Annotated in this window: 17 protein-coding genes; 12 read left to right on the top strand and 5 right to left on the bottom strand. The window is 75.9% G+C overall.

Features of this window, described 5'->3' with window-relative positions; genetic code table 11:
* The first annotated feature begins 85 nt into the window (after window positions 1-85).
* On the top strand, window positions 86-1,132 hold the full coding sequence (locus tag HOY81_RS07115; RefSeq protein ID WP_237319353.1) for a glycosyltransferase family 9 protein: 1,047 nt from the start codon (window positions 86-88) through the stop codon (window positions 1,130-1,132).
* Between the two features lie 227 nt (window positions 1,133-1,359).
* Here HOY81_RS07115 and HOY81_RS07110 read toward each other — a convergent pair whose 3' ends face one another.
* The gene (locus HOY81_RS07110) at window positions 1,360-2,199 is read right to left on the bottom strand and encodes a SigB/SigF/SigG family RNA polymerase sigma factor (RefSeq protein ID WP_237319347.1); all 840 of its coding nucleotides are present in this window, start codon (window positions 2,197-2,199) and stop codon (window positions 1,360-1,362) included.
* A 367-nt stretch (window positions 2,200-2,566) separates the two neighbouring features.
* Between HOY81_RS07110 and HOY81_RS07105 the strand changes: the two genes are divergently transcribed.
* The 5 genes from HOY81_RS07105 to HOY81_RS07085 all read left to right on the top strand — a co-directional run bounded on the left by HOY81_RS07105 (window position 2,567) and on the right by HOY81_RS07085 (window position 8,034).
* Entirely contained in the window at window positions 2,567-3,298 is a 732-nt protein-coding gene (locus HOY81_RS07105) for a GAF and ANTAR domain-containing protein (RefSeq protein ID WP_237319346.1), read from the top strand.
* A gap of 296 nt (window positions 3,299-3,594) precedes the next feature.
* Window positions 3,595-4,356 (top strand): HAD family hydrolase, encoded by a 762-nt coding sequence (locus tag HOY81_RS07100; protein WP_237319345.1) that lies wholly within the window; start codon window positions 3,595-3,597, stop codon window positions 4,354-4,356.
* A 1,301-nt stretch (window positions 4,357-5,657) separates the two neighbouring features.
* Complete coding sequence (locus HOY81_RS07095; protein ID WP_237319343.1) at window positions 5,658-6,596, top strand: F510_1955 family glycosylhydrolase; 939 nt, start codon at window positions 5,658-5,660, stop codon at window positions 6,594-6,596.
* A 186-nt stretch (window positions 6,597-6,782) separates the two neighbouring features.
* Window positions 6,783-7,178 (top strand): hypothetical protein, encoded by a 396-nt coding sequence (locus tag HOY81_RS07090; protein ID WP_237319341.1) that lies wholly within the window; start codon window positions 6,783-6,785, stop codon window positions 7,176-7,178.
* A gap of 85 nt (window positions 7,179-7,263) precedes the next feature.
* On the top strand, window positions 7,264-8,034 hold the full coding sequence (locus tag HOY81_RS07085; protein ID WP_237319339.1) for a hypothetical protein: 771 nt from the start codon (window positions 7,264-7,266) through the stop codon (window positions 8,032-8,034).
* Window positions 8,035-8,162: 128 nt separating this feature from the next.
* Here HOY81_RS07085 and HOY81_RS07080 read toward each other — a convergent pair whose 3' ends face one another.
* Both HOY81_RS07080 and HOY81_RS07075 read right to left on the bottom strand, forming a co-directional pair.
* Window positions 8,163-9,233, bottom strand: coding sequence for a universal stress protein (locus tag HOY81_RS07080; RefSeq protein WP_237319337.1), 1,071 nt, complete (start codon window positions 9,231-9,233; stop codon window positions 8,163-8,165).
* A gap of 156 nt (window positions 9,234-9,389) precedes the next feature.
* Complete coding sequence (locus HOY81_RS07075; protein WP_237319335.1) at window positions 9,390-9,536, bottom strand: hypothetical protein; 147 nt, start codon at window positions 9,534-9,536, stop codon at window positions 9,390-9,392.
* A gap of 309 nt (window positions 9,537-9,845) precedes the next feature.
* Here HOY81_RS07075 and HOY81_RS07070 point away from each other — a divergent pair, with 309 nt between their 5' ends.
* Both HOY81_RS07070 and HOY81_RS07065 read left to right on the top strand, forming a co-directional pair.
* Window positions 9,846-10,280 (top strand): PGPGW domain-containing protein, encoded by a 435-nt coding sequence (locus HOY81_RS07070; protein WP_237319334.1) that lies wholly within the window; start codon window positions 9,846-9,848, stop codon window positions 10,278-10,280.
* Window positions 10,281-10,505: 225 nt separating this feature from the next.
* Window positions 10,506-12,728: an NADP-dependent isocitrate dehydrogenase gene (locus tag HOY81_RS07065; RefSeq protein ID WP_237319333.1), complete on the top strand. Its 2,223-nt coding sequence runs from the start codon at window positions 10,506-10,508 to the stop codon at window positions 12,726-12,728.
* A 94-nt stretch (window positions 12,729-12,822) separates the two neighbouring features.
* Here the strand turns inward: HOY81_RS07065 and HOY81_RS07060 are convergent, their stop codons facing one another.
* Window positions 12,823-13,245 (bottom strand): arsenate reductase ArsC, encoded by a 423-nt coding sequence (locus HOY81_RS07060; protein ID WP_237319332.1) that lies wholly within the window; start codon window positions 13,243-13,245, stop codon window positions 12,823-12,825.
* Between the two features lie 95 nt (window positions 13,246-13,340).
* Here HOY81_RS07060 and HOY81_RS07055 point away from each other — a divergent pair, with 95 nt between their 5' ends.
* Both HOY81_RS07055 and arsB read left to right on the top strand, forming a co-directional pair.
* A complete protein-coding gene (locus HOY81_RS07055; RefSeq protein ID WP_237319331.1) occupies window positions 13,341-13,655 on the top strand; it encodes a helix-turn-helix transcriptional regulator in 315 nt (104 codons plus the stop codon).
* Between the two features lie 83 nt (window positions 13,656-13,738).
* Window positions 13,739-14,782, top strand: a complete 1,044-nt coding sequence (arsB, locus tag HOY81_RS07050) for an ACR3 family arsenite efflux transporter (protein WP_308340959.1) — start codon at window positions 13,739-13,741, stop codon at window positions 14,780-14,782.
* Window positions 14,783-14,991: 209 nt separating this feature from the next.
* Here arsB and HOY81_RS07045 read toward each other — a convergent pair whose 3' ends face one another.
* Entirely contained in the window at window positions 14,992-15,612 is a 621-nt protein-coding gene (locus tag HOY81_RS07045) for a TetR/AcrR family transcriptional regulator (protein WP_237319330.1), read from the bottom strand.
* Between the two features lie 99 nt (window positions 15,613-15,711).
* On the opposite strand from HOY81_RS07045, the gene HOY81_RS07040 reads away from it, so the two are divergent.
* Both HOY81_RS07040 and HOY81_RS07030 read left to right on the top strand, forming a co-directional pair.
* The gene (locus HOY81_RS07040; protein WP_237319329.1) at window positions 15,712-16,767 is read left to right on the top strand and encodes an aldo/keto reductase; all 1,056 of its coding nucleotides are present in this window, start codon (window positions 15,712-15,714) and stop codon (window positions 16,765-16,767) included.
* Window positions 16,768-17,017: 250 nt separating this feature from the next.
* Window positions 17,018-18,421: an FAD-dependent oxidoreductase gene (locus HOY81_RS07030; RefSeq protein WP_308340957.1), complete on the top strand. Its 1,404-nt coding sequence runs from the start codon at window positions 17,018-17,020 to the stop codon at window positions 18,419-18,421.
* Window positions 18,422-18,502: the final 81 nt, after the last annotated feature.

Raw genomic sequence — 18,502 nt, 5'->3', positions numbered from 1 at the left:
CGGGGATGCCGCCCCCTCCGCGGGCGACGGCCCGGCGAGCGGGGCGCGCGGTGCCGGGGGTGCCGGGCCTAGCCGGGCGGGCGGCGTGGCAGGGGCGGCCCAGCCGGGCGCGCCGGGGGCGCCGGACGCGCCCGGCAGTGACGCGGTGCTGGTGCTGCGGGCGCTCGGGCTGGGCGACCTGCTCACCGCCGTACCGGCGCTGCGCGCACTGCGGCGGGCCCACCCGGAGCGTCCGCTCGTCCTCGCGGCACCCGCCCGGCTGGCGGAGGCCGCCGCCGCGACCGGCGCCGTGGACCGGCTGCTGCCGGCCGAGGGGCCGGGCCGCGCCGTACCCGGACGGCTGGAGTGGGCCGGGCCGCCCCCGGCCGTCGCGGTCGACCTGCACGGCAACGGCGAGGCCAGCCACCGCCTGCTGCGGGCCCTGCGCCCGGTCCGGCTGCTGGCCTTCGCCGACCCCGCGGTGCCGGACGCGCCGGGTCCCGAGTGGCGCGAGGACGAGCACGAGCGCCGGCGCTGGTGCCGTCTGCTGGAGGCGTACGGCGTCCCGGCCGACCCGGAGGACCTGCACATCCCCGTGCCCGGCCGCCCCTCACCGGCCCCAGGCGCCACCGTGCTGCACCCGGGCGCGGACGCCGCCGCCCGGTGCTGGCCGCCGGAGCGGTTCGCCGCGGTGGCCGCCGGGCTGCGGCGAGCCGGGCACCGGGTGGTGCTGACCGCCGGGGCCGGCGAGGCGGAGCTCGCCCACGGCATCGCCCGGCGGGCCGGGCTGCCGCCCACGGCCGTGCACGGCGGCGGCGCCGACGTGCCGTTCGCGGAGCTGACGGCGCTGGTCGCCGGGGCGCGCGCGGTGGTCTCGGGGGACACCGGACTGGCCCACCTGGCCAGTGCGCTGGCCGCCCCCTCCGTGGTGCTGTTCGGACCCGTCTCCCCCGTGCTCTGGGGGCCGCCGGACCACCCCCGGCACCGGGTGCTGTGGCGCCCGGACCCGGACGCGCCGGGTGCCGTACGGCCGGGGGACGCGCACGGCACCCGTACGGACCCACGGCTGCTGCGGATCACGGCCGACGAGGTGCTGGACGCGGTGGCACGCCTGCCGCGCCCCGCCCGGGCGGCCGCCGCCCCGCTCCCCTGAGCGCGGCGGCCGGGCCGCTGCCGCGACGCAACGGGCGCGCCGGGGCACTTTCCTCCGGAGGCCGGGGCCCGTCCGGCCCGGGGGTTCCGCCGCACGCCCCCCCCGAACGGCGGGCGCACCGGCTCACGGCACGCGGCCGCACTCCTTCCTCCGTTCTGCGGGCCGTCCGCACGGCGCCGTACGGCGCCGTACGGCCCCGGGCAACCCGCGCCCGGCGGAGCGCGCCCCTACACGCGGCTGCGCCCGCTCTCCTGCGCGGCCCGTTCCGCGGCCCGCTCCCCCTCCACGCGGCGGTGGATGCGCTCGCAGGTCGCGTGCAGCAGCCGGGAGACGTGCATCTGCGAGATGCCCAGCTCGTCGGCGATGCAGCTCTGCGTCATGTCGCAGAAGAAGCGCAGATAGAGGATTCTGCGCTCCCGCTCGGGAAGCTGGCAGAGGTGCGGCTTCACCGCCTCCCGGTGCACCACCTGGTCGTACCCGGCGTCGCACTCGCCCAGGACGTCCTGGAGCGAGAAGCCGTTGTCCCCGGCGGGCAGCTCGGCGTCGAGCGAGAGAGCCGTGTAACTCTCCAGCGCCTCCATCCCCAGCAGCACCTCCTCCTCGGTGAGCCCGCTGTGCTCGGCGATCTGCGCGACCGTGGGCGCCCGGTCGCCGAGGACCGAGATCAGCTCGCGCGAACTGGCCCGCACCCGGTTGCGCAGGTGCTGGACCCGGCGCGGCACGTGCAGGTCCCAGGTGTGGTCGCGGAAGTGCCGCTTGATCTCGCCGACGATGGTGGGGATGGCGTAGCTCTCGAAGACGGTGCCGCGTCCCGCGTCGTAGCCGGCCACCGCCTTCACCAGCCCCAGCGCGGCCGTCTGCTGAAGATCCTCCAGCGGCTCCCCCCGGTCCCGGAAGCGCCCGGCGAGCCGGCGCGCCATCGGCATCCACGCGCACACCACCTGTCCCCGCAGCTCCTCCTTCTCGGGACCGTCCGGCAGCTCGGCGATGCGGCGGAAGATCTCGGCGGTGTCGGGGGCGTCGTCATGCGGGTGACGGGCGTGCTTCGCCCGGTAGGCAGTGACCATGCTGCGCCCTCCCGGATCGAGGTGGTCCGTCGGCGAACGCCGCCGCGATGCGGGACCGGCACGACCGGAGCATCAGGGCGACAGGGCCTGTGGCTCGCGTAGTGCCTGCTGGTCGAAGCACTGCTCGTCTCTCACCGTACGTGCGGGGGCCGGGGCCCGCACTCGGACGGCGCGCCGCCCCGCCTCCCCGTACGCGGCACCGGCCCGCCGTGCGGGGCGGGCACGGCCCGGCCGCGGCGCCCCGGGGTCCGCACCCGGTCGCCGCCACGGCCGCAGGGACGTGGCCCCCTCACCGAGCGGCGCCCGGCGCCTACCGCTTGTAGCCTGGTCGCGATCTGGCGCGGCGTTTCCGAGGTGGTGATGCACGGTGGCGGAGAGCCCTCCCCTGGAGGTCGCGGCCCGGTTCGCCGCCCTCTCCCGCCTGCTGCACGGACTGCCCTCCCGGGAGCGGACGCTGCGCCGGGTGGTGGACCTGGCGGTCACCACGGTCCCGGGCAGCGAGCACGCGGGCTTCCTCTCCCTCCGGCGCGGTGGCGGCGCGGTCGGCAGCGAGGCGCACACGGGCGGACCGGTCCCGGAGCTGGCCCGGGTGCAGGAACGACTGGGCGAGGGGCCGGTGCCGGCCCCGCAGTCCGGCGAGCCGGTGGTGCGGATCGCGGACACGGCGGAGGAGCGGCGCTGGCCGCGGTTCGCCCGGCACGCCGAGGAGCTGGGGGTGCGTGCGCTGCTGGCCTGCACGCTGACCGGCGAGCGCGGCACGCTCGGCACGCTGTGTCTCTGCTCCGCCAAGCCGGAGGCCTTCGACGAGACCGCCGTGCGGACCGCAGCCGTCTTCGGCGAGCACGCAGCCGTGGCGCTGGACCGGGCCGGGCAGGTCGACTCGCTGGAGACCGCGGTCGCGAGCCGCCAGCTCATCGGGGAGGCCACCGGAATGCTGATGGAGCGCTACGGCGTCGCCTCACCACAGGCGTTCGGCATGCTGGTGCGCTGCTCGCAACACCTGAACGTGAAGCTGCGCGAGGTGGCGTCCCGGATCGTGGAGGGCCAGCTCGCGGACGACCGCATCCGGCACGCCCTCGCCCGGGCCCGGCGCGACTGACCCGGCCCGCCCCCGGCCTGACCCGGCCGCGGCCCGTCGGCCGGAGCCCTGGGCGCTCGGCGGACGGGACCGCCGAGCGGTCTGCGGAGGGTGGTGTGAAGGGCCGTGTTTGGCAGGCGATACGCGTGGGACTCGGCGGACGGGGTTGAGCGGCCCCTCTGGGTGAGAGGGATACGCCCGGGCGTGGAGATGTTCTCCACGCCCGGGCGGTCTTCCGTCCGGGCCCGTACCGGATCACCCGGACGGGTGAGCGCGGCTCCCTTTCCGGCCCCCTGTCCCGGCGAGCGGAGCGGCGCATGACGGATTCCTCTGGTTCCTCTGGTTCCTCCGGTTCCTCCGAGTCCCCCGGCGCCCCGGAGGCGGTGCGCGCGGTCCTGTTCGACGTCGACGGCACGCTGGTGGACACCAACTACCTGCACGCGGTCACCTGGTGGGAGGCGTTCCGGCAGGCCGGGCACCGGGTGCCGATGCGGGACGTCCACCATGCGGTCGGCATGGGCTCCGACCGGCTGGTGGGACACCTGCTGGGCCCGGACCGGGACCGGGAGCAGGACGCCCGTATCGCGGCCGCGCACGGCACCCTCTACGCCGCGTACTTCCCGAAGCTCGCCGCGCTGCCGGGCGCGGCCGCACTGCTGCGTGCGGTGGCCGCCCGCGGCCGGCGCGTCGTCCTGGCCAGCTCCGCCGCGGCGACGGAGCTGGCGGCGATGCGCCGGGCGCTGGACGCGGACGACGCGATCGACGCCGCCACCGCCGGGGACGACGTGGACAGCACCAAGCCGGCCCCCGACCTGGTGCGGGAGGCGGTACGGCTCGCCGGCGTGCCGGCGCGCCGGACGCTGTTCGTCGGGGACACCGTCTGGGACATGCAGGCGTGCGCCGCGGCCGGGGTGCCCTGCCTGGGGGTGCTCACCGGCGGTGTCCCGCGGGCGGACCTCGCGGAGGCGGGTGCCGAGGAGGTGTTCGACGGGCCCGCCGAGCTGCTGGAACGGCTGGACGAGACCCGGCTCGCCGCGTCCCTCCCCACGGAGGACCGCCCGGCCCCCGGCCGCAGCTGAGGCGCAGCGGGTGGGACGGGGGCAGGGCGGCCGCGACGCCGGACGACGCTCCCGGCCCTCGCCGGCGACGGCCACGCCGTGGGCGGCACACGAGCGCAGCCACCCAGTTCGCCGGGCCCGGGGCCCGCGGGCTCTCCGGGCCCGGCGCGGCGGCGGCACTCGCGAGGGGCCGATGCGGGGCCGTGAGCAGGGGGATGCCTGCGGTGTGACCGCGGCGCACGCAGGTCCGACTCGCCGCTTTCGCGACCTCGCGCGAGACGGCCGTACGACGCCGGGGGGCGTTGGCCGCCGTGCTGGTGGAGAACGAGCGGCCGTCATGGGAGCGGAGGATTCCCGGGGCACACCCGGGCCTGCCGGCTGCCCCGCCTGCCCGCGCGGAGCCACTGGTAGATTCCCGGCTGCTCCGTCCGTTTCTTCTCAGGTGGGCACGTGTCCGTTCTGGTGGGTCCCCGGGAGCCGGCGCACCGTGCGCGGCGCCGCGCGCGAGCCGCGCGGCTGCTGCTCGCGGTGCTCACGGCCGTGCTGGGCGTGCCGGCCTGTGTGACTGCCGGCGCCACCGTTCCGGGCGCGCCCGGAACCGCGGCGCACGCCGCGGCGGCGCACCACGGCACGCTGACGCACCGCACGGCGCCGGCCACGGATCCCGGACAGCCCGCAGCGCCGCTCGGCACCCGGACGGCCGGGGCCACGCCGGCCGGCGTTGCGCACACCCGGGCGCTCCCCGCCGGGCCTCCGGGGCCCGCCGGGGCGCCGCACGGCGACGCGGAGACGCAGGGCGCCGGCACGCCGGAAGCCGGCTCCCCGCAGAGCGGGGCTCCCTCCGTGCCGGACGAACGCGCCGGCTGCCCCCCGTCGCCCGCGCCGGGCGTCCCGCACTGCGCCCGCCCGGATTCCGGACCCGCCCGGCACGCCCAGCCCGTCGCCGCACTGCCGTGCCCACCGGACGCCGAGCACCGCACGCCGCGCGCGCCTCCCGGGACCGTCGCCCCCGGGGCCGGTCCCCCGCCGCTCCGTGCGCCGGACCTGCACCGTCTTCAGCTCCTGCGGGTGTAGAGCACCCGCCGGGCCGGCGTTCGCGGCGCCCCCGGATGCCGGCCCCCGCGACGCACAGCTCACCACCCGTGACACCGGCCGCGGCCGCACACGGCGGCGGCGGGCGAACGACCCCGTGGCCGCCGGCACGCACGCGCGGCCGGCCCCGCCGCATCCGTGTCACGCGGTCCGCGGCCGGAAGCCCCGGCGAGCGGGCGGCTGCTCCGCAACCCACCCGGCGGCCGGGAGAAACCCCCGAGAGGACTCTCATGAACACCCGACAGCGCGCCGTCCCCGGCGCTCTCGCACTGCTCGCCGCGGTGGGCCTCACCGCCTGCTCCGCCGGGTCCGGCGGCACCGCGGACGGCGACGCCGGCCGTACGAGCCGGGCCCCGGCCGAACCGTCCCCCGGCGGCACGGAGGGCTCCCCCGCCACGGGAGACCCGGTGGACGCCGGCCACATCCACGGTCTGGGCGTCGACCCCGCCGACGGCCGGCTCTACGTCGCGACCCACCGGGGCGTCCTCTCCGTCGGCCGGAACGGCGAGGCGCAGCGGGTGGGCGACGCGGCGGACTACATGGGGTTCGCGGTCGCCGGCCCCGGCACGTTCCTCGGCAGCGGCCACCCCGCCCCCGGCAGCGACGCCCCGGCGAACCGGGGGCTCATCCGCAGCACCGACGCCGGCCGTACCTGGCAGCCGGTCTCGCTGAGCGGCGAGGTGGACTTCCACGCGCTCAGCCACGCCCACGGCACCGTGTACGGCTACGACAGCACCAACGGCGTGCTCCGGGTCAGCCGGGACGGGAAGAAGTGGGACGCACGGGCGCAGCTCGCCGCCGTGGACATCACCGTCAGCCCGGACGATCCGGACGTGGTGCTGGCCACCACGCGCGGCGGCCTGGCCCGCAGCACCGACGGCGGACGCACCTTCGGCGCCGGGCGCCAGCCGTTGCTGGCCTTCGTCTCCTGGGCCGGGCAGCGCGGGCTCTACGGCCTCGGCCCGGACGGTGTGCTGCGGCGCAGCTCCGACGGCGGACGAAGCTGGGAGGTGACGGGCCGGGTGCCGGGCGGCGCGCCGCAGGCGCTCACCGCGGTGAGCGCCGACCGGGTCCTGGCGGCGACCGGGGACGGCGTCTACGAGTCCCGGGACGGCGGCGCGACCTTCACCCGGCGCCTGGCTGTTGCTTCCGGCGGCGACGGCCACTGACGGGCAGCCGCGGGCCGGGCCGGGTCGCTCCCGGCACGGCCCGGGCGGGGGCCGGGAGCCCGGCCCGAAGTCCGGGACCCGGGAGCCCGGGCCCGGTGGACCGCGGGAAGCGCCACGGCCGTGTGCTCCCGAACGGCCGTGCGGTATCTTCGCCCGCCGGTACCGGGTGACGCGGAAGGAGGGACCATGCGGCTGCCGCATCGCGGACGCCTGCTGACCTTCCTGGTCGTCGCGCTCTTCGGCCTCGGCCACGGTTTCGCGGGTGCGGCCACCCATCTCCCCCACCACCCGGACCACGGGCTGCTCACCGTGGCCGCGCACGAGACGCACGAGGCACACCCGGGGCACGGGACACCGCGGCAGCCACGAGCCTCCCGCCCCGCCCCGGCCCCCGGCGACCAGCACGACGACACCTCCTGCGAGACGATCACCGGCGAGGGGCCGGCCCACGCTCTGCCGGTGCTCACCGAGGTGCCCGGCACGATGCTCCCGCCGCGGCACGCCGAGCACCGCACGTCCGGCGCCCAGGCCCGCTCACCGCCCGGGCCCCGCCTGTCCGTCCTCTCGGTGCTGCGCCTGTAGACGAGCCGTCGCGCCCGGCCACGGCCGGAGCGCGGCCCCGCGCACCCCGAGAACCTCCCCACACACGGAACGGACAGGTCATCCCATGGGAAGCAGGAGAAAGGACACCCACCCCGCACGGGGCATGAGCGACATCGGTGCCGGCCGCGCCCTCGCGGCGTTCGCCGCCCTCGGCTCCGCGGGCATCCATGTCGCGGCAGGCGTCGACCACTACAGCTCGTGGTGGATATCCGGCGTCTTCTTCTACGCCGCCGCCGTCTACCAGGCGGTCTGGGGGCTCTCCGTGCTCCGCACGGGCGGCCGGCCCACCATGCTGCTCGGCCTGGCGGGGAACGCCGGCATCCTCGCCGTCTGGGCCGTCAGCCGCACCGCGGGCATGCCGGTGGGGCCGCACGCGGGCGTTCCCGAGCACATCGGTCAGGCCGGCGTCACCAGCGCCGTCCTGGAGGCCCTGGTCTGCCTGGTCGCGCTGTGGCACCTGGTGCGCCCGGAAGGGCGCGGCTTCGCCTCGACGGCTCGCGCGGTCCTGCTCGCCGGCGCGATGAGCGCGGCGGTCACGGCCGCCGCGGTGCCCGCGGGCCAGGCGGCGCTCAGCCACGGCCACGGCGCGGACTCCGCCGGGCACGGCGACGAACACGGCGACGGGCACGGCGATGACCACGGGGACGGGCACGGCGACGGGCACGACCACGGCGGAACGGACGACCAGCCGGAGCCCTCGGGCTCCCCGTCGGCGCCGTCCGCGCCCGCATCGCCGGCGCCGGACCCCTCGGCAGGGGGGAGCGAACCCGCGGACCCGCCCGAGCCGGAGGAACCGGACCACGGCGACGACGGGCACGGCGACCACGCGCACTGATCATCGTTCCCGGGTGGCGCCCCGGCCACCCGGGAACGGTGCGCCGCGAGGCGCGGCGGCGGCTCGGCCGATCCGGCGGCCACTCCCCCGAAGCCCCGGGGGTGCCGCACGGGCGTACACGTGTCCGGTCAGCCGTGCGGGACCACCGCGACGGGACAGGCGGCGTGGTGCACCGCGGCCTGGGCCACCGGGCCGACACGGTCCCCGAACCCCGCCCGGTGCCGGCGGCAGCGGCCGATCACCAGCAGGTCGGAGCCCGCGGCCTCGTGGATCAGTGCGTGGGCGGCGCCCTCCAGCCGCAGCCCACCACGCAGCTCGACGTCCGGGAACTTCTCGGCCCACGGGCGGATCACGGCCCGCATCTCCTGTTCCACCCGCTCGCGGAAGTCCCGGGCGAGGTGCGGGATGGGCGGCCCGCCCGGCAGGTAGACGTACTGCGGCAGCTTGCCGCCGTGGACCACGTGCAGCGGCAGCCCGGCCTCGTCGGCGACACGGAAGGCGAAGCCGAGCACGTTGTCGTACGTGTGGTCGAGCCCGATGCCCACCACGACCCGGCCCTCACCCGGCCCGGCCCCGGGCGCGCCGTCCGCGGCGGCCTCCGAGGCGGCTTCCGCGGCGGCCTCCGTGACGCCCCGGCCGGCGGCCTCCTCGGGCCCGGCAGCGGGTGTCTCCGGCGGCTCCGCACCTTCCGCGGGCGCTGTCTGCCGGGGCTCCTCCGCCGGCGCGGGTTCCCCGTCCGCCGCGGCCTCCGGCTCCGGCCCCGGCTCCATCCCGGCCCGTACGAGCACCACGGGCCGCTCCGCACGGGCCACCACCTCCTGCCCGGTGCCGCCGAGGAAGAAGCGCGGCAACCGGTGCAGTCCGTGGGTGCCCAGCACCAGCGCCCGCGCGTCCCGGGCCGCGGCCAGCAGCGCCGGGCCGGGCGGCTCCTCCACCAGGTCGGCCGTCACGGAGAGACCGGGGTACCGGCCGGTCAGGCGGTCCCGGGTGTCGTCGAGCAGCCGCCGCGCCCGTTCCCGCCCGGGGGCGGCGCCGGACGCGGGGCGGTCGCTGGGCGCGGTCCTCCATCCGTGGACGAGGCGCAGCGCCAGGCCGCGGATGCGGGCCTGCCGGGCGGCCCACCCGGCGGCGGCCCCGCTCGCGGCCGAGTAGTCGAGACCGACTGCGATGACGCCCGGCTCCTCGTCGGTGTCCTGCATGGCGCACGGCTCCCTCCACGGCGACGCTCGGCGGTCCGGCAGGGGTACCCGCCGCAGGTCCGTCCCTCACCCGCCGCCACCCGGTCGCCACGCCGGCGCCCCCACCAGCGTCCCCGGCGCGGGGCACCGGGCCCGCTCCCGGGGCCGCCGGGCGGCTCAGCGCCGCCCGCGCAGCCGGCTCAGCAGCCGCTGGGCCTGCGCCCGCTTCCGCGGATCGTTCGCGGCCTGCCGGGCCGCGGCGATCGCCCGCTGCCCCTGCGGGGTGCGGCTGAACCGCTTGAGCTGGGAGATCAGTCCGGCCATGGTGGTGCCTCCTCGGTCCGTGGGGCCCCGGCGTCTCCGGGGCCTGCGTACGGGCGGCCGGGCCGCCCGTTCTCCGCATACCCGGTGACGGCCGGGTGATCCCCGTCCGTCCGGTGCGCCTCCCCCGGGCGCCGGACCCCGCCGTCGCGGACCGGGACGGACGACCGGGCCGCCGGTGCGGCCGTACCGCCCGGGAGGCCGCCCGCCGCCCCGGTGGTGCGGAGACCGCACGGGGGCGGCCGCCCGGCCCCGTGCCGGGTACGCGACTACGGTGAGAACCGGCAGCCATACACCAGTGGAGGGAACGGCATGACGCCCGTGCGACACGTCAGGCGCGTCTTCGCGGTGACTCTGGGCGGGGTGCTGCTGCTGGTGGGCACCCTGTTGCTGGTGCTGCCGGGCCCCGGGCTGCTGCTGGTGCTGGCCGGGCTGATCGTGCTGGCCCGGGAGTTCCCGGCCGTGGACCGCTTCATCGCCCCCGTACGGACGCGGGCGATGCAGGCCGCGGCGGAGAGCGTCTCCTCGCGCTGGCGGATCGCGGCCTCGGCGTGCGTGGCACTGTGCCTGGTGGCCGCGGGCATCGCCTGTGGCCTGGTGGACCGGCTGCCGGTGGGCGGCTGGAGCACCGGCTCGGGGCTGATCCTGTCCGGGCTGATCCTGGCCGGCCTGCTCTGGTGGAGCCACCGCCGTACGCACGGCCACGGCCGCGCGAGCCTGCCGTCCGGGACGGACTCCGGGTCGTGAGCGCGGGCCGGCCGGGCCTACGCGCCCCGGGCACCGCAGCCGGGCACCCGCAGCACGGGTCCCGGGGGGCCGGGCGCCCGTGGGCGCGGCGAACCGCACGGCCGTACGGTGCCGGCGCCCCCGGCAGCGGGCCGTACGCGCGCCCCCACGGGGGTCGCTGTCCCGGGGCGGCACCCACGAGATATCTTGACGTCGAGACGATCGCGTGACTGAAGCGGAGTACCGGTGACTGACTCGACCATCATCTACACGCAGACCGACGAGGCCCCGGCCCTGGCCACCTATTCCTTCCTGCCCGTGGTCCGGGCGTACGCCTCGACGGCCGGGGTGGCCGTGGAGAGCCGCGACATCTCGCTCGCCGGGCGGATCATCGCGAGCTTCCCCGAGTGGCTGCGGGAGGACCAGCGCATGGAGGACGCGCTGGCCGAGCTGGGCGCGCTGGCCAAGACCCCGCAGGCCAACATCATCAAGCTGCCGAACATCTCGGCTTCGATCCCCCAGCTCAAGGCCGCCGTCGCCGAGCTCCAGGAGCAGGGCTACGCGCTGCCGGACTACCCGGACGAGCCGAAGACCGACGAGGAGCGGGAGATCCGCGCCCGGTACGACAAGGTCAAGGGCAGCGCCGTGAACCCGGTGCTCCGCGAGGGCAACTCCGACCGCCGCGCCCCCTCCTCGGTGAAGAACTACGCCCGGTCCAACCCGCACCGGATGGGCACCTGGTCCGCCGGCTCGAAGACCAACGTCGCCCACATGACCGGCGACGACTTCCGCTCCACCGAGAAGTCGGTGGTCGTCCCGGCGGACGACACCCTCCGCATCGAGCTGGTCGGCGACGACGGCAGCACCACCGTGCTGCGCGAGTCGGTGCCGGTCACCACGGGCGAGGTGGTGGACGCCGCCGTGATGCGCGTCGCGGTGCTCCGCGAGTTCCTCAAGGAGCAGGTGGCCCGCGCCAAGGCCGAGGGCGTGCTCTTCTCGGTGCACCTCAAGGCCACGATGATGAAGGTCTCCGACCCGATCATCTTCGGCCACGCCGTGCGGGCCTTCTTCCCGAAGACCTTCGCCGAGCACGGCTCGGCCCTGGCCGCGGCCGGCCTCACCCCGAACGACGGGCTCGGCGGCATCCTCAAGGGCCTGGAGTCGCTGCCGGAGGGCCAGAAGATCAAGGAGTCCTTCGAGGCCGAGCTGGCCGAGGGCCCGGACCTGGCGATGGTGGACTCGCACCGCGGGATCACCAACCTGCACGTGCCGAGCGACGTGATCATCGACGCCTCCATGCCGGCGATGATCCGCAGCGCCGGCCACATGTGGAACAAGGACGACCAGGAGCAGGACGCGCTCGCGGTCATCCCGGACAGCAGCTACGCCGGGGTCTACCAGACCGTCATCGACGACTGCCGGGCCAACGGCGCCTTCGACCCGGCCACCATGGGCTCGGTGCCCAACGTCGGCCTGATGGCGCAGAAGGCCGAGGAGTACGGCAGCCACGACAAGACCTTCGAGATCCCCGCCACCGGCACCGTGCGGGTGACCGACGGCAAGGGCGAGGTCGTCCTGGAGCAGACCGTCGGCACCGGCGACATCTTCCGCATGTGCCAGACCAAGGACGTGCCGGTCCGGGACTGGGTCAAGCTGGCCGTCACCCGCGCCCGTGCCACCGGCGACCCGGCCGTCTTCTGGCTGGACGAGACCCGCGCCCACGACGCGAACCTCATCGCCAAGGTGCGGGAGTACCTCGCGGAGCACGACACCGAGGGCCTGCAGATCGAGATCATGGCCCCGGCCCAGGCGTGCGCGTTCTCCCTGGAGCGCATCCGCCGCGGCGAGAACACCATCTCGGTCACCGGGAACGTGCTGCGGGACTACCTGACCGACCTGTTCCCCATCCTGGAGCTGGGCACCAGCGCCAAGATGCTCTCCGTCGTCCCACTGATCAACGGCGGCGGGCTGTTCGAGACCGGCGCCGGCGGCTCGGCCCCGAAGCACGTCCAGCAGCTCGTCAAGGAGAACTACCTGCGCTGGGACAGCCTGGGCGAGTTCCTCGCGCTGGCGGTCAGCTTCGAACACCTCGCGCAGCGCACGGACAACGCCCGTGCCCAGGTGCTCGCGGACACCCTCGACCGGGCGACGGCGACCTTCCTGCAGGAGAACAAGTCGCCCACCCGCCGCATCGGCGGCATCGACAACCGCGGCAGCCACTTCTACCTGGCGCTCTACTGGGCGCAGGAGCTGGCGCGGCAGACCGAGGACGCCCGGCTCGCCGAGGCGTTCGAGCCGCTGGCCCGCACGCTGACCGAGCAGGAGCAGACGATCGTCGACGAGCTGACCGGGGTCCAGGGCTCCCCGGCCGACATCGGCGGCTACTACCGGCCGGACGACACCAAGGCCGGGGCCGTGATGCGGCCGTCGAAGACCCTCAACGAGGCGCTGGCGAGCCTCTCCGCCTGACGACGCGACTCTCGCCGTACGGGGCGGGGCCCGGGCCGGGCGCCCGGGGCCCCGCCCCGTCCCCGTACGCCCGGCCCGTACGCCCGGGCGGCGGTCACCCGGAGGTGCCGGCGCCCTCCGGGGCGATCTCGGCGATCAGTCCCTCGACCCGGGTCCTGATGTCGTCGCGGATGGGCCGTACGGCCTCGACGCCCTGCCCGGCGGGGTCGTCCAGCGTCCAGTCGAGGTACCGCTTGCCGGGGAAGACGGGGCAGGCGTCGCCGCAGCCCATGGTGACGACGACGTCGGACGCCTGGACGGCCTCGGGGGTGAGCACCTTCGGCCGCGCCGCGGTGAGGTCGACGCCGGCCTCCCGCATCGCCTCGACGGCGGCGGGGTTGACCTGGTCGGCGGGTGCGGAACCGGCCGAGCGGACCTCGACGCGGTCGCCCGCGAGGTGGGTGAGCCAGGCGGCGGCCATCTGCGAGCGGCCTGCGTTGTGGACGCACACGAAGAGCACGGAGGGCTTCTCGGTCATGGCGGGGCGGCTTTCCTGTCCGTCGGAGCTGCAGCGGCGACCGGTGCGTCACCGCCCGGTGGTGTCAGCCACCGGTGATGTGACAGTATCAGCGCATGCTGACGTCAGTCGACACTGAACTGTTGCGGGTGCTGGCGGACCCGCTCCGGCTGAAGATCGTGACACTGCTCGCGCACGAGACGCTCTGCACCACCCACCTGGTCGCCGAGACCGGCGCCCGCCAGACGAACCTCTCCAACCACCTGCGGGTGCTGCGCGAGGCGGGGGTGGTGGAGACCGAACCCTGCGGCCGCTTCACCTACTACAAGCTGCGGCCGGACGTCATCGAGGCGGTCGCCGGCTCCTTCTCCGCCCTCGCGGCCGCCGCCCGCACCACACGCGCCACCGACACGAAGAGGTCCTGTCCGTGACCGGCACCGCATCCCCGTCCACCCCGCCGCGTCCGCCCGCCGGTCCCGCCACGACGCCGCCGCCCGAGGGCGGCGGCACACAGGTGGCCGGCCGGCTCTCCACCCTGGACCGCTTCCTCGCGGTGTGGATCCTGGCGGCGATGGCCGCCGGGCTCGGCCTGGGCCGCGCGGTGCCCGGCCTGAACGACGTCCTCGCGGCGGTCGAGACCGGCGGGATCTCCCTGCCGATCGCGCTCGGGCTGCTGGTCATGATGTACCCGGTGCTGGCCAGGGTCCGCTACGACAAGCTGGACGCCGTCACCCGCGACCGCACCCTGATGGCCTCCTCCCTGGTCGTCAACTGGGTGCTGGGTCCCGCGGTGATGTTCGCCCTGGCCTGGGTCTTCCTGCCGGACCTGCCGGAGTACCGCACCGGACTGATCATCGTCGGCCTCGCCCGCTGCATCGCCATGGTGATCATCTGGAACGACCTGGCCTGCGGCCACCGCGAGGCCGCCGCCGTCCTGGTCGCCCTGAACTCGGTCTTCCAGGTCCTCGCCTTCGGCCTCCTCGGCTGGTTCTACCTCGACCTGCTGCCCGGCTGGCTCGGCCTCGGCCAGGGCGAGGCCCTCGACGTCTCCGTGGGGGAGATCGCCCTCAACGTCGTGATCTTCCTGGGCGTCCCCCTCGTCGCCGGGTTCCTCACCCGCCGCCTGGGCGAGCGGCGGATGGGCCGGGAGCGGTACGAGAACCGGTTCCTGCCGCGCATCGGGCCCTTCGCGCTCTACGGGCTGCTCTTCACCATCGTGATCCTCTTCGCCCTCCAGGGCGACACCATCACCTCCCGGCCGCTGGACGTGGCCCGGATCGCGGTGCCGCTGCTGGTGTACTTCGCGCTGATGTGGTTCGGCACCTTCGCCCTCGGCAAGGCCGCCGGCCTGCCCTACGACCGCACCGCCACGCTGGCCTTCACCGCCGCCGGCAACAACTTCGAACTCGCCATCGCGGTGGCGATCGCCACCTTCGGGGTCACTTCCGGCCAGGCCCTCTCCGGCGTCGTCGGCCCCCTCATCGAGGTCCCCGCCCTGGTGGCCCTGGTGTACGTCTCGCTGGCCTGGCGCAAGAAGTTCCCGGCAGCCGCCCGCTAGCCTGACGGGCGGCGACCGGGCCCCTGCTCACCGCGGGGCACCCGGCACGCCCCGTGCCCGCACGGACCTCGGCCCCCCTGCACCACGGAGTGCTCGGCGCGCCCCCGGGGGCGGGACTCCGGTGCTCACCGTCCGGTTGTCACCGAGCGGCGGCCGGGCCGGCATCGGGCCTGCGCGGTTCCGGTACCGGCGCCCGGGCCGCTCCCGCCCTACCGCGGACGCACGGCGTACGCTCCCGCGCGCGCCGCAGCAGCAGCGGCCTCGGCCGCCCGGTCCGCGACGGCTTCGTCGATGTGCCCTCCGCTGACCAGCAGACGGTAGTAGAGGGGGGCGGAGACGGCCCGGATCACCTCGTGGGCGTCGGTCCCTTCGGGCACCTCGCCCCGTTCGACGGCCTGCTGGACGCAGGGCGCCCATTCCGCGACACGGATGCGGTAGAAGCGCCGCAGCGCCTCCCCCGTCTTCGCCTCACTGGTGGCTGCGGCGATCACGGCCTTGAACAGCGCTCCCTGCCGCGGGTCGGCCAGGGTCCGCTGCACGAGCCGCGCGTTGGCACGGAGGTCGCCGAGCAACGAGCCGGTCTCGGTACGCGGCTGTGAGTGCTCGGCCATGTCCCTCAGCAGGTCGGCCACCAGGCCGGCCACCGTCCCCCAGCGGCGGTAGACGGTCGTCTTGCCCACACCGGCCCGGCGGGCGATGTCGGCGAGATCCAGGCCGGCGAAGCCCTGCTCAGCCAGAGCGTCACCAGCCGCCTGCAGCACCGCCGCCCGCACCCGTGCCGTGCGCCCGCCGGGCCGGACGGTACCCGGCTCCACACCTTCGGACTCCATAACAGAACTCCAGTTTCGTTTATTGCGCCTCAGTGCTAGCGTAGGTCTCGCACTAACGGGGCCACAGACCCGTTAGCTATCCACGGAAGAGGTACGACCATGGAGTACAGACGACTGGGCGCGTCCGGCCTGAAGGTCCCCGCACTGAGCTTCGGCGCGGGCACCTTCGGCGGCCGGGGACCGCTGTTCGGTGCCTGGGGAACCACCGACGCTCACGAAGCACGCCGCCTTGTCGACATCTGCCTGGATGCCGGGGTCACGATGTTCGACACCGCCGACGTCTACTCCGGTGGGGCGTCCGAGGAGGTGCTGGGCGCCGCGCTCAAGGGCCGCAGGGACCAGGCGATCGTCTCCACCAAGACCGGCCTGCCGACGGGTGACGGCCCGGGCGAGGCGGGCTCCTCCCGTTCCCGCCTGATCACCGCGTGCGAGAACGCGCTGCGCCGGCTCGGCACCGACCACATCGACCTGTTCCAGCTGCACGCCTTCGACGCCGGCACGCCGATCGAGGAGACCCTGTCCACACTCGACACACTCGTCCGCGCAGGGAAGATCCGCTATGCGGGAGTCTCCAACTTCTCCGGCTGGCAGACGATGAAGTCCCTCGCGATCGCAGAGAGGTACGGCCACCCGCGCTACGTCGCCCATCAGGTCTACTACTCCCTGGTCGGCCGCGACTACGAGTGGGAGCTGATGCCCCTCGGACTCGACCAGAACCTCGGGGCGCTCGTCTGGAGCCCGCTCGGCTGGGGACGACTCACCGGCAAAGTCCGCCGCAACCAGCCGTTGCCCGCCACCAGCCGACTGCACCGCACCGCCGGCTACGGCCCGCCCGTCGAGGACGAGCACCTCTACCGGGTGGTCGACGCCCTCGACGAGATCGGGCAGGAGACCGGCAAGACCGTTCCGCAGATCGCTCTCAACTGGCTGCTGCAGCGGCCGACCGTCTCCTCCGTCATCATCGGCGCCCGCAACGAGGAGCAACTGCGCCAGAACCTCCAAGCCACGGGCTGGGCGCTCACGCCCGACCAGATGGCGCGACTCGACGCGGCAAGCAGCCAGGCGGCCCCCTATCCGCACTTCCCCTACCAGCGCCAGGAAGGCTTCGCACGGCTCAACCCACCGGTCGGCGACCGGCTCCCGGCCACCTCCTGACGTGGCCGACGGCGTTGCCGTACGAGCGGGGGCCGCGCCCCGGTCGCCGCGCGCACCCGCCCCGCCTCCACAGCCTCCACTTGCCCTGGAAGCGGTCTAGACCACCGCACCGGCCGGCCTGCCGGGCGCCACGGCGTCGGAGATCAGGACCGGACAGGGACACAGCAGGCCTATACATTGACGAATGTCGAATCCCCTGGGAAACTGAGGCGTAGACATAGAAGAACATCGAAACAGCCAGGGAGTCACCGTGATCGCGCCCACCAGCACCGAGCTGCCCGTCGTCGTGATCGGCGCCGGCCCCACCGGGCTCGCCGCCGCCGCCCATCTGCTGGACCGGGGCCTGGAACCCCTGGTGCTGGAGGCCGGGCCGGCCGCCGGCACCGCGGTGCGCGCCTGGGCGCACGTACGGCTCTTCTCCCCGTGGGGCGAGGTCACCGACCCGGCCGCGGAGAAGCTCCTCGCCCCCACCGGCTGGACCCGGCCGGACGCCGCCTCCTACCCCACCGGCGGCGACTGGGCGGAGCTGTACCTCCAGCCGCTCGCCGACGCCCTGGGCGAGCGGGTGCGCTTCGGGACCACCGTCACCGGCGTCTCCCGGGCCGGCCGGGACCGCGTCGTGGACGCCGGCCGCGCGGCCCAGCCCTTCACCGTCCATGTCGCGCTCGCCGGCGGCGGGGAGGAGCGTCTGACCGCCCGCGCGGTGATCGACGCCTCCGGCACCTGGGCCACCCCGGGCCCGGCCGGCGGCAGCGGGCTGCCCGCCCTCGGGGAGCACGCCGCGTCCGATCGCCTCGGCTACCGTGTCCCCGACCTCAAGGACCCGGCCGTCCGGGCCCGTCACGCCGGCAGGCGCACCGCCGTCATCGGCTCCGGCGCCTCCGCCTTCACCGCCCTCGCCGGGCTCGCCGACCTCGCCCGGTCCGGCGACGGCGCCGGCACGCGGGCGGTGTGGCTCCTGCGCCGCGGCATCTCCGGTGACACCTACGGCGGCGGGGAGGCCGACCAGCTTCCCGCACGCGGCGCCCTGGGCCTGGCCGCCAAGGCCGCCGTGGACGAGGGGTACGCCGACGCCGTCACCGGCTTCCGCACCGCGGCCGTCGAGCGCGACAGCGCCGGGCGCCTCGTCCTGACCGGCGAGGACGGCCGGCGACTGGAGCCCGTGGACGAGGTCGTGGTGCTCACCGGCTTCCGCCCCGACCTGTCCTTCCTCTCCGAGCTCCGCCTCCGCCTCGACGAACGCCTCCAGGCCCCGGTGGACCTGGCGCCGCTGATCGACCCCAACGTCCACTCCTGCGGCACCGTCCACCCGCACGGCCACCGCGAGCTCTCCCATCCCGAGGAAGGCGTCTACCTGGCGGGCATGAAGTCCTACGGCCGCGCCCCGACCTTCCTGGCCATGACCGGCTACGAGCAGGTGCGCTCCATCGCCGCCGCCCTCGCCGGCGACCTCGAGGCCGCCGACCGCGTCGAACTCACCCTCCCCGAGACCGGGGTCTGCGGCGGCGCCGGGCTCTTCGACGAGCCCGACGCGCAGGCCGCCGACGGCGGCGGCTGCTGCGCCCCCTCCGCCCCGCAGCCGGTCGCGCTCGCCGCACCGGCGGCGGCGCCGGCAGCCGAGGAGGCTCCGGCAGGCGGCTGCTGCGGCTCCTGACCACCCTCGCCCGCGGGGCCGCGACCGGTACGGGGGCCGGTCGCGGCCCCGCGCCGCGCCGCATCCGTACCGGGGCGGCAA

It is taken from the genome of Streptomyces sp. JJ36 (assembly GCF_021696945.1).
Lineage (GTDB): Bacteria > Actinomycetota > Actinomycetes > Streptomycetales > Streptomycetaceae > Streptomyces.
Note: the sequence above shows the minus strand (reverse complement) of the source record. Positions and strands in the feature narration are given on the sequence as shown.

Excerpts from the sequence above, each read along its gene's own strand:
- HOY81_RS07110 (WP_237319347.1), bottom strand. The coding sequence starts at position 2,199 with ATGGTCACTGCCTACCGGGCGAAGCACGCCCGTCACCCGCATGACGAC.
- HOY81_RS07100 (WP_237319345.1), top strand. The coding sequence starts at position 3,595 with ATGACGGATTCCTCTGGTTCCTCTGGTTCCTCCGGTTCCTCCGAGTCC.
- HOY81_RS07095 (WP_237319343.1), top strand. The coding sequence starts at position 5,658 with ATGAACACCCGACAGCGCGCCGTCCCCGGCGCTCTCGCACTGCTCGCC.
- HOY81_RS07090 (WP_237319341.1), top strand. The coding sequence starts at position 6,783 with ATGCGGCTGCCGCATCGCGGACGCCTGCTGACCTTCCTGGTCGTCGCG.
- HOY81_RS07085 (WP_237319339.1), top strand. The coding sequence starts at position 7,264 with ATGGGAAGCAGGAGAAAGGACACCCACCCCGCACGGGGCATGAGCGAC.
- HOY81_RS07080 (WP_237319337.1), bottom strand. The coding sequence starts at position 9,233 with ATGCAGGACACCGACGAGGAGCCGGGCGTCATCGCAGTCGGTCTCGAC.
- HOY81_RS07075 (WP_237319335.1), bottom strand. The coding sequence starts at position 9,536 with ATGGCCGGACTGATCTCCCAGCTCAAGCGGTTCAGCCGCACCCCGCAG.
- HOY81_RS07070 (WP_237319334.1), top strand. The coding sequence starts at position 9,846 with ATGACGCCCGTGCGACACGTCAGGCGCGTCTTCGCGGTGACTCTGGGC.
- HOY81_RS07060 (WP_237319332.1), bottom strand. The coding sequence starts at position 13,245 with ATGACCGAGAAGCCCTCCGTGCTCTTCGTGTGCGTCCACAACGCAGGC.
- HOY81_RS07055 (WP_237319331.1), top strand. The coding sequence starts at position 13,341 with ATGCTGACGTCAGTCGACACTGAACTGTTGCGGGTGCTGGCGGACCCG.
- HOY81_RS07045 (WP_237319330.1), bottom strand. The coding sequence starts at position 15,612 with ATGGAGTCCGAAGGTGTGGAGCCGGGTACCGTCCGGCCCGGCGGGCGC.
- HOY81_RS07040 (WP_237319329.1), top strand. The coding sequence starts at position 15,712 with ATGGAGTACAGACGACTGGGCGCGTCCGGCCTGAAGGTCCCCGCACTG.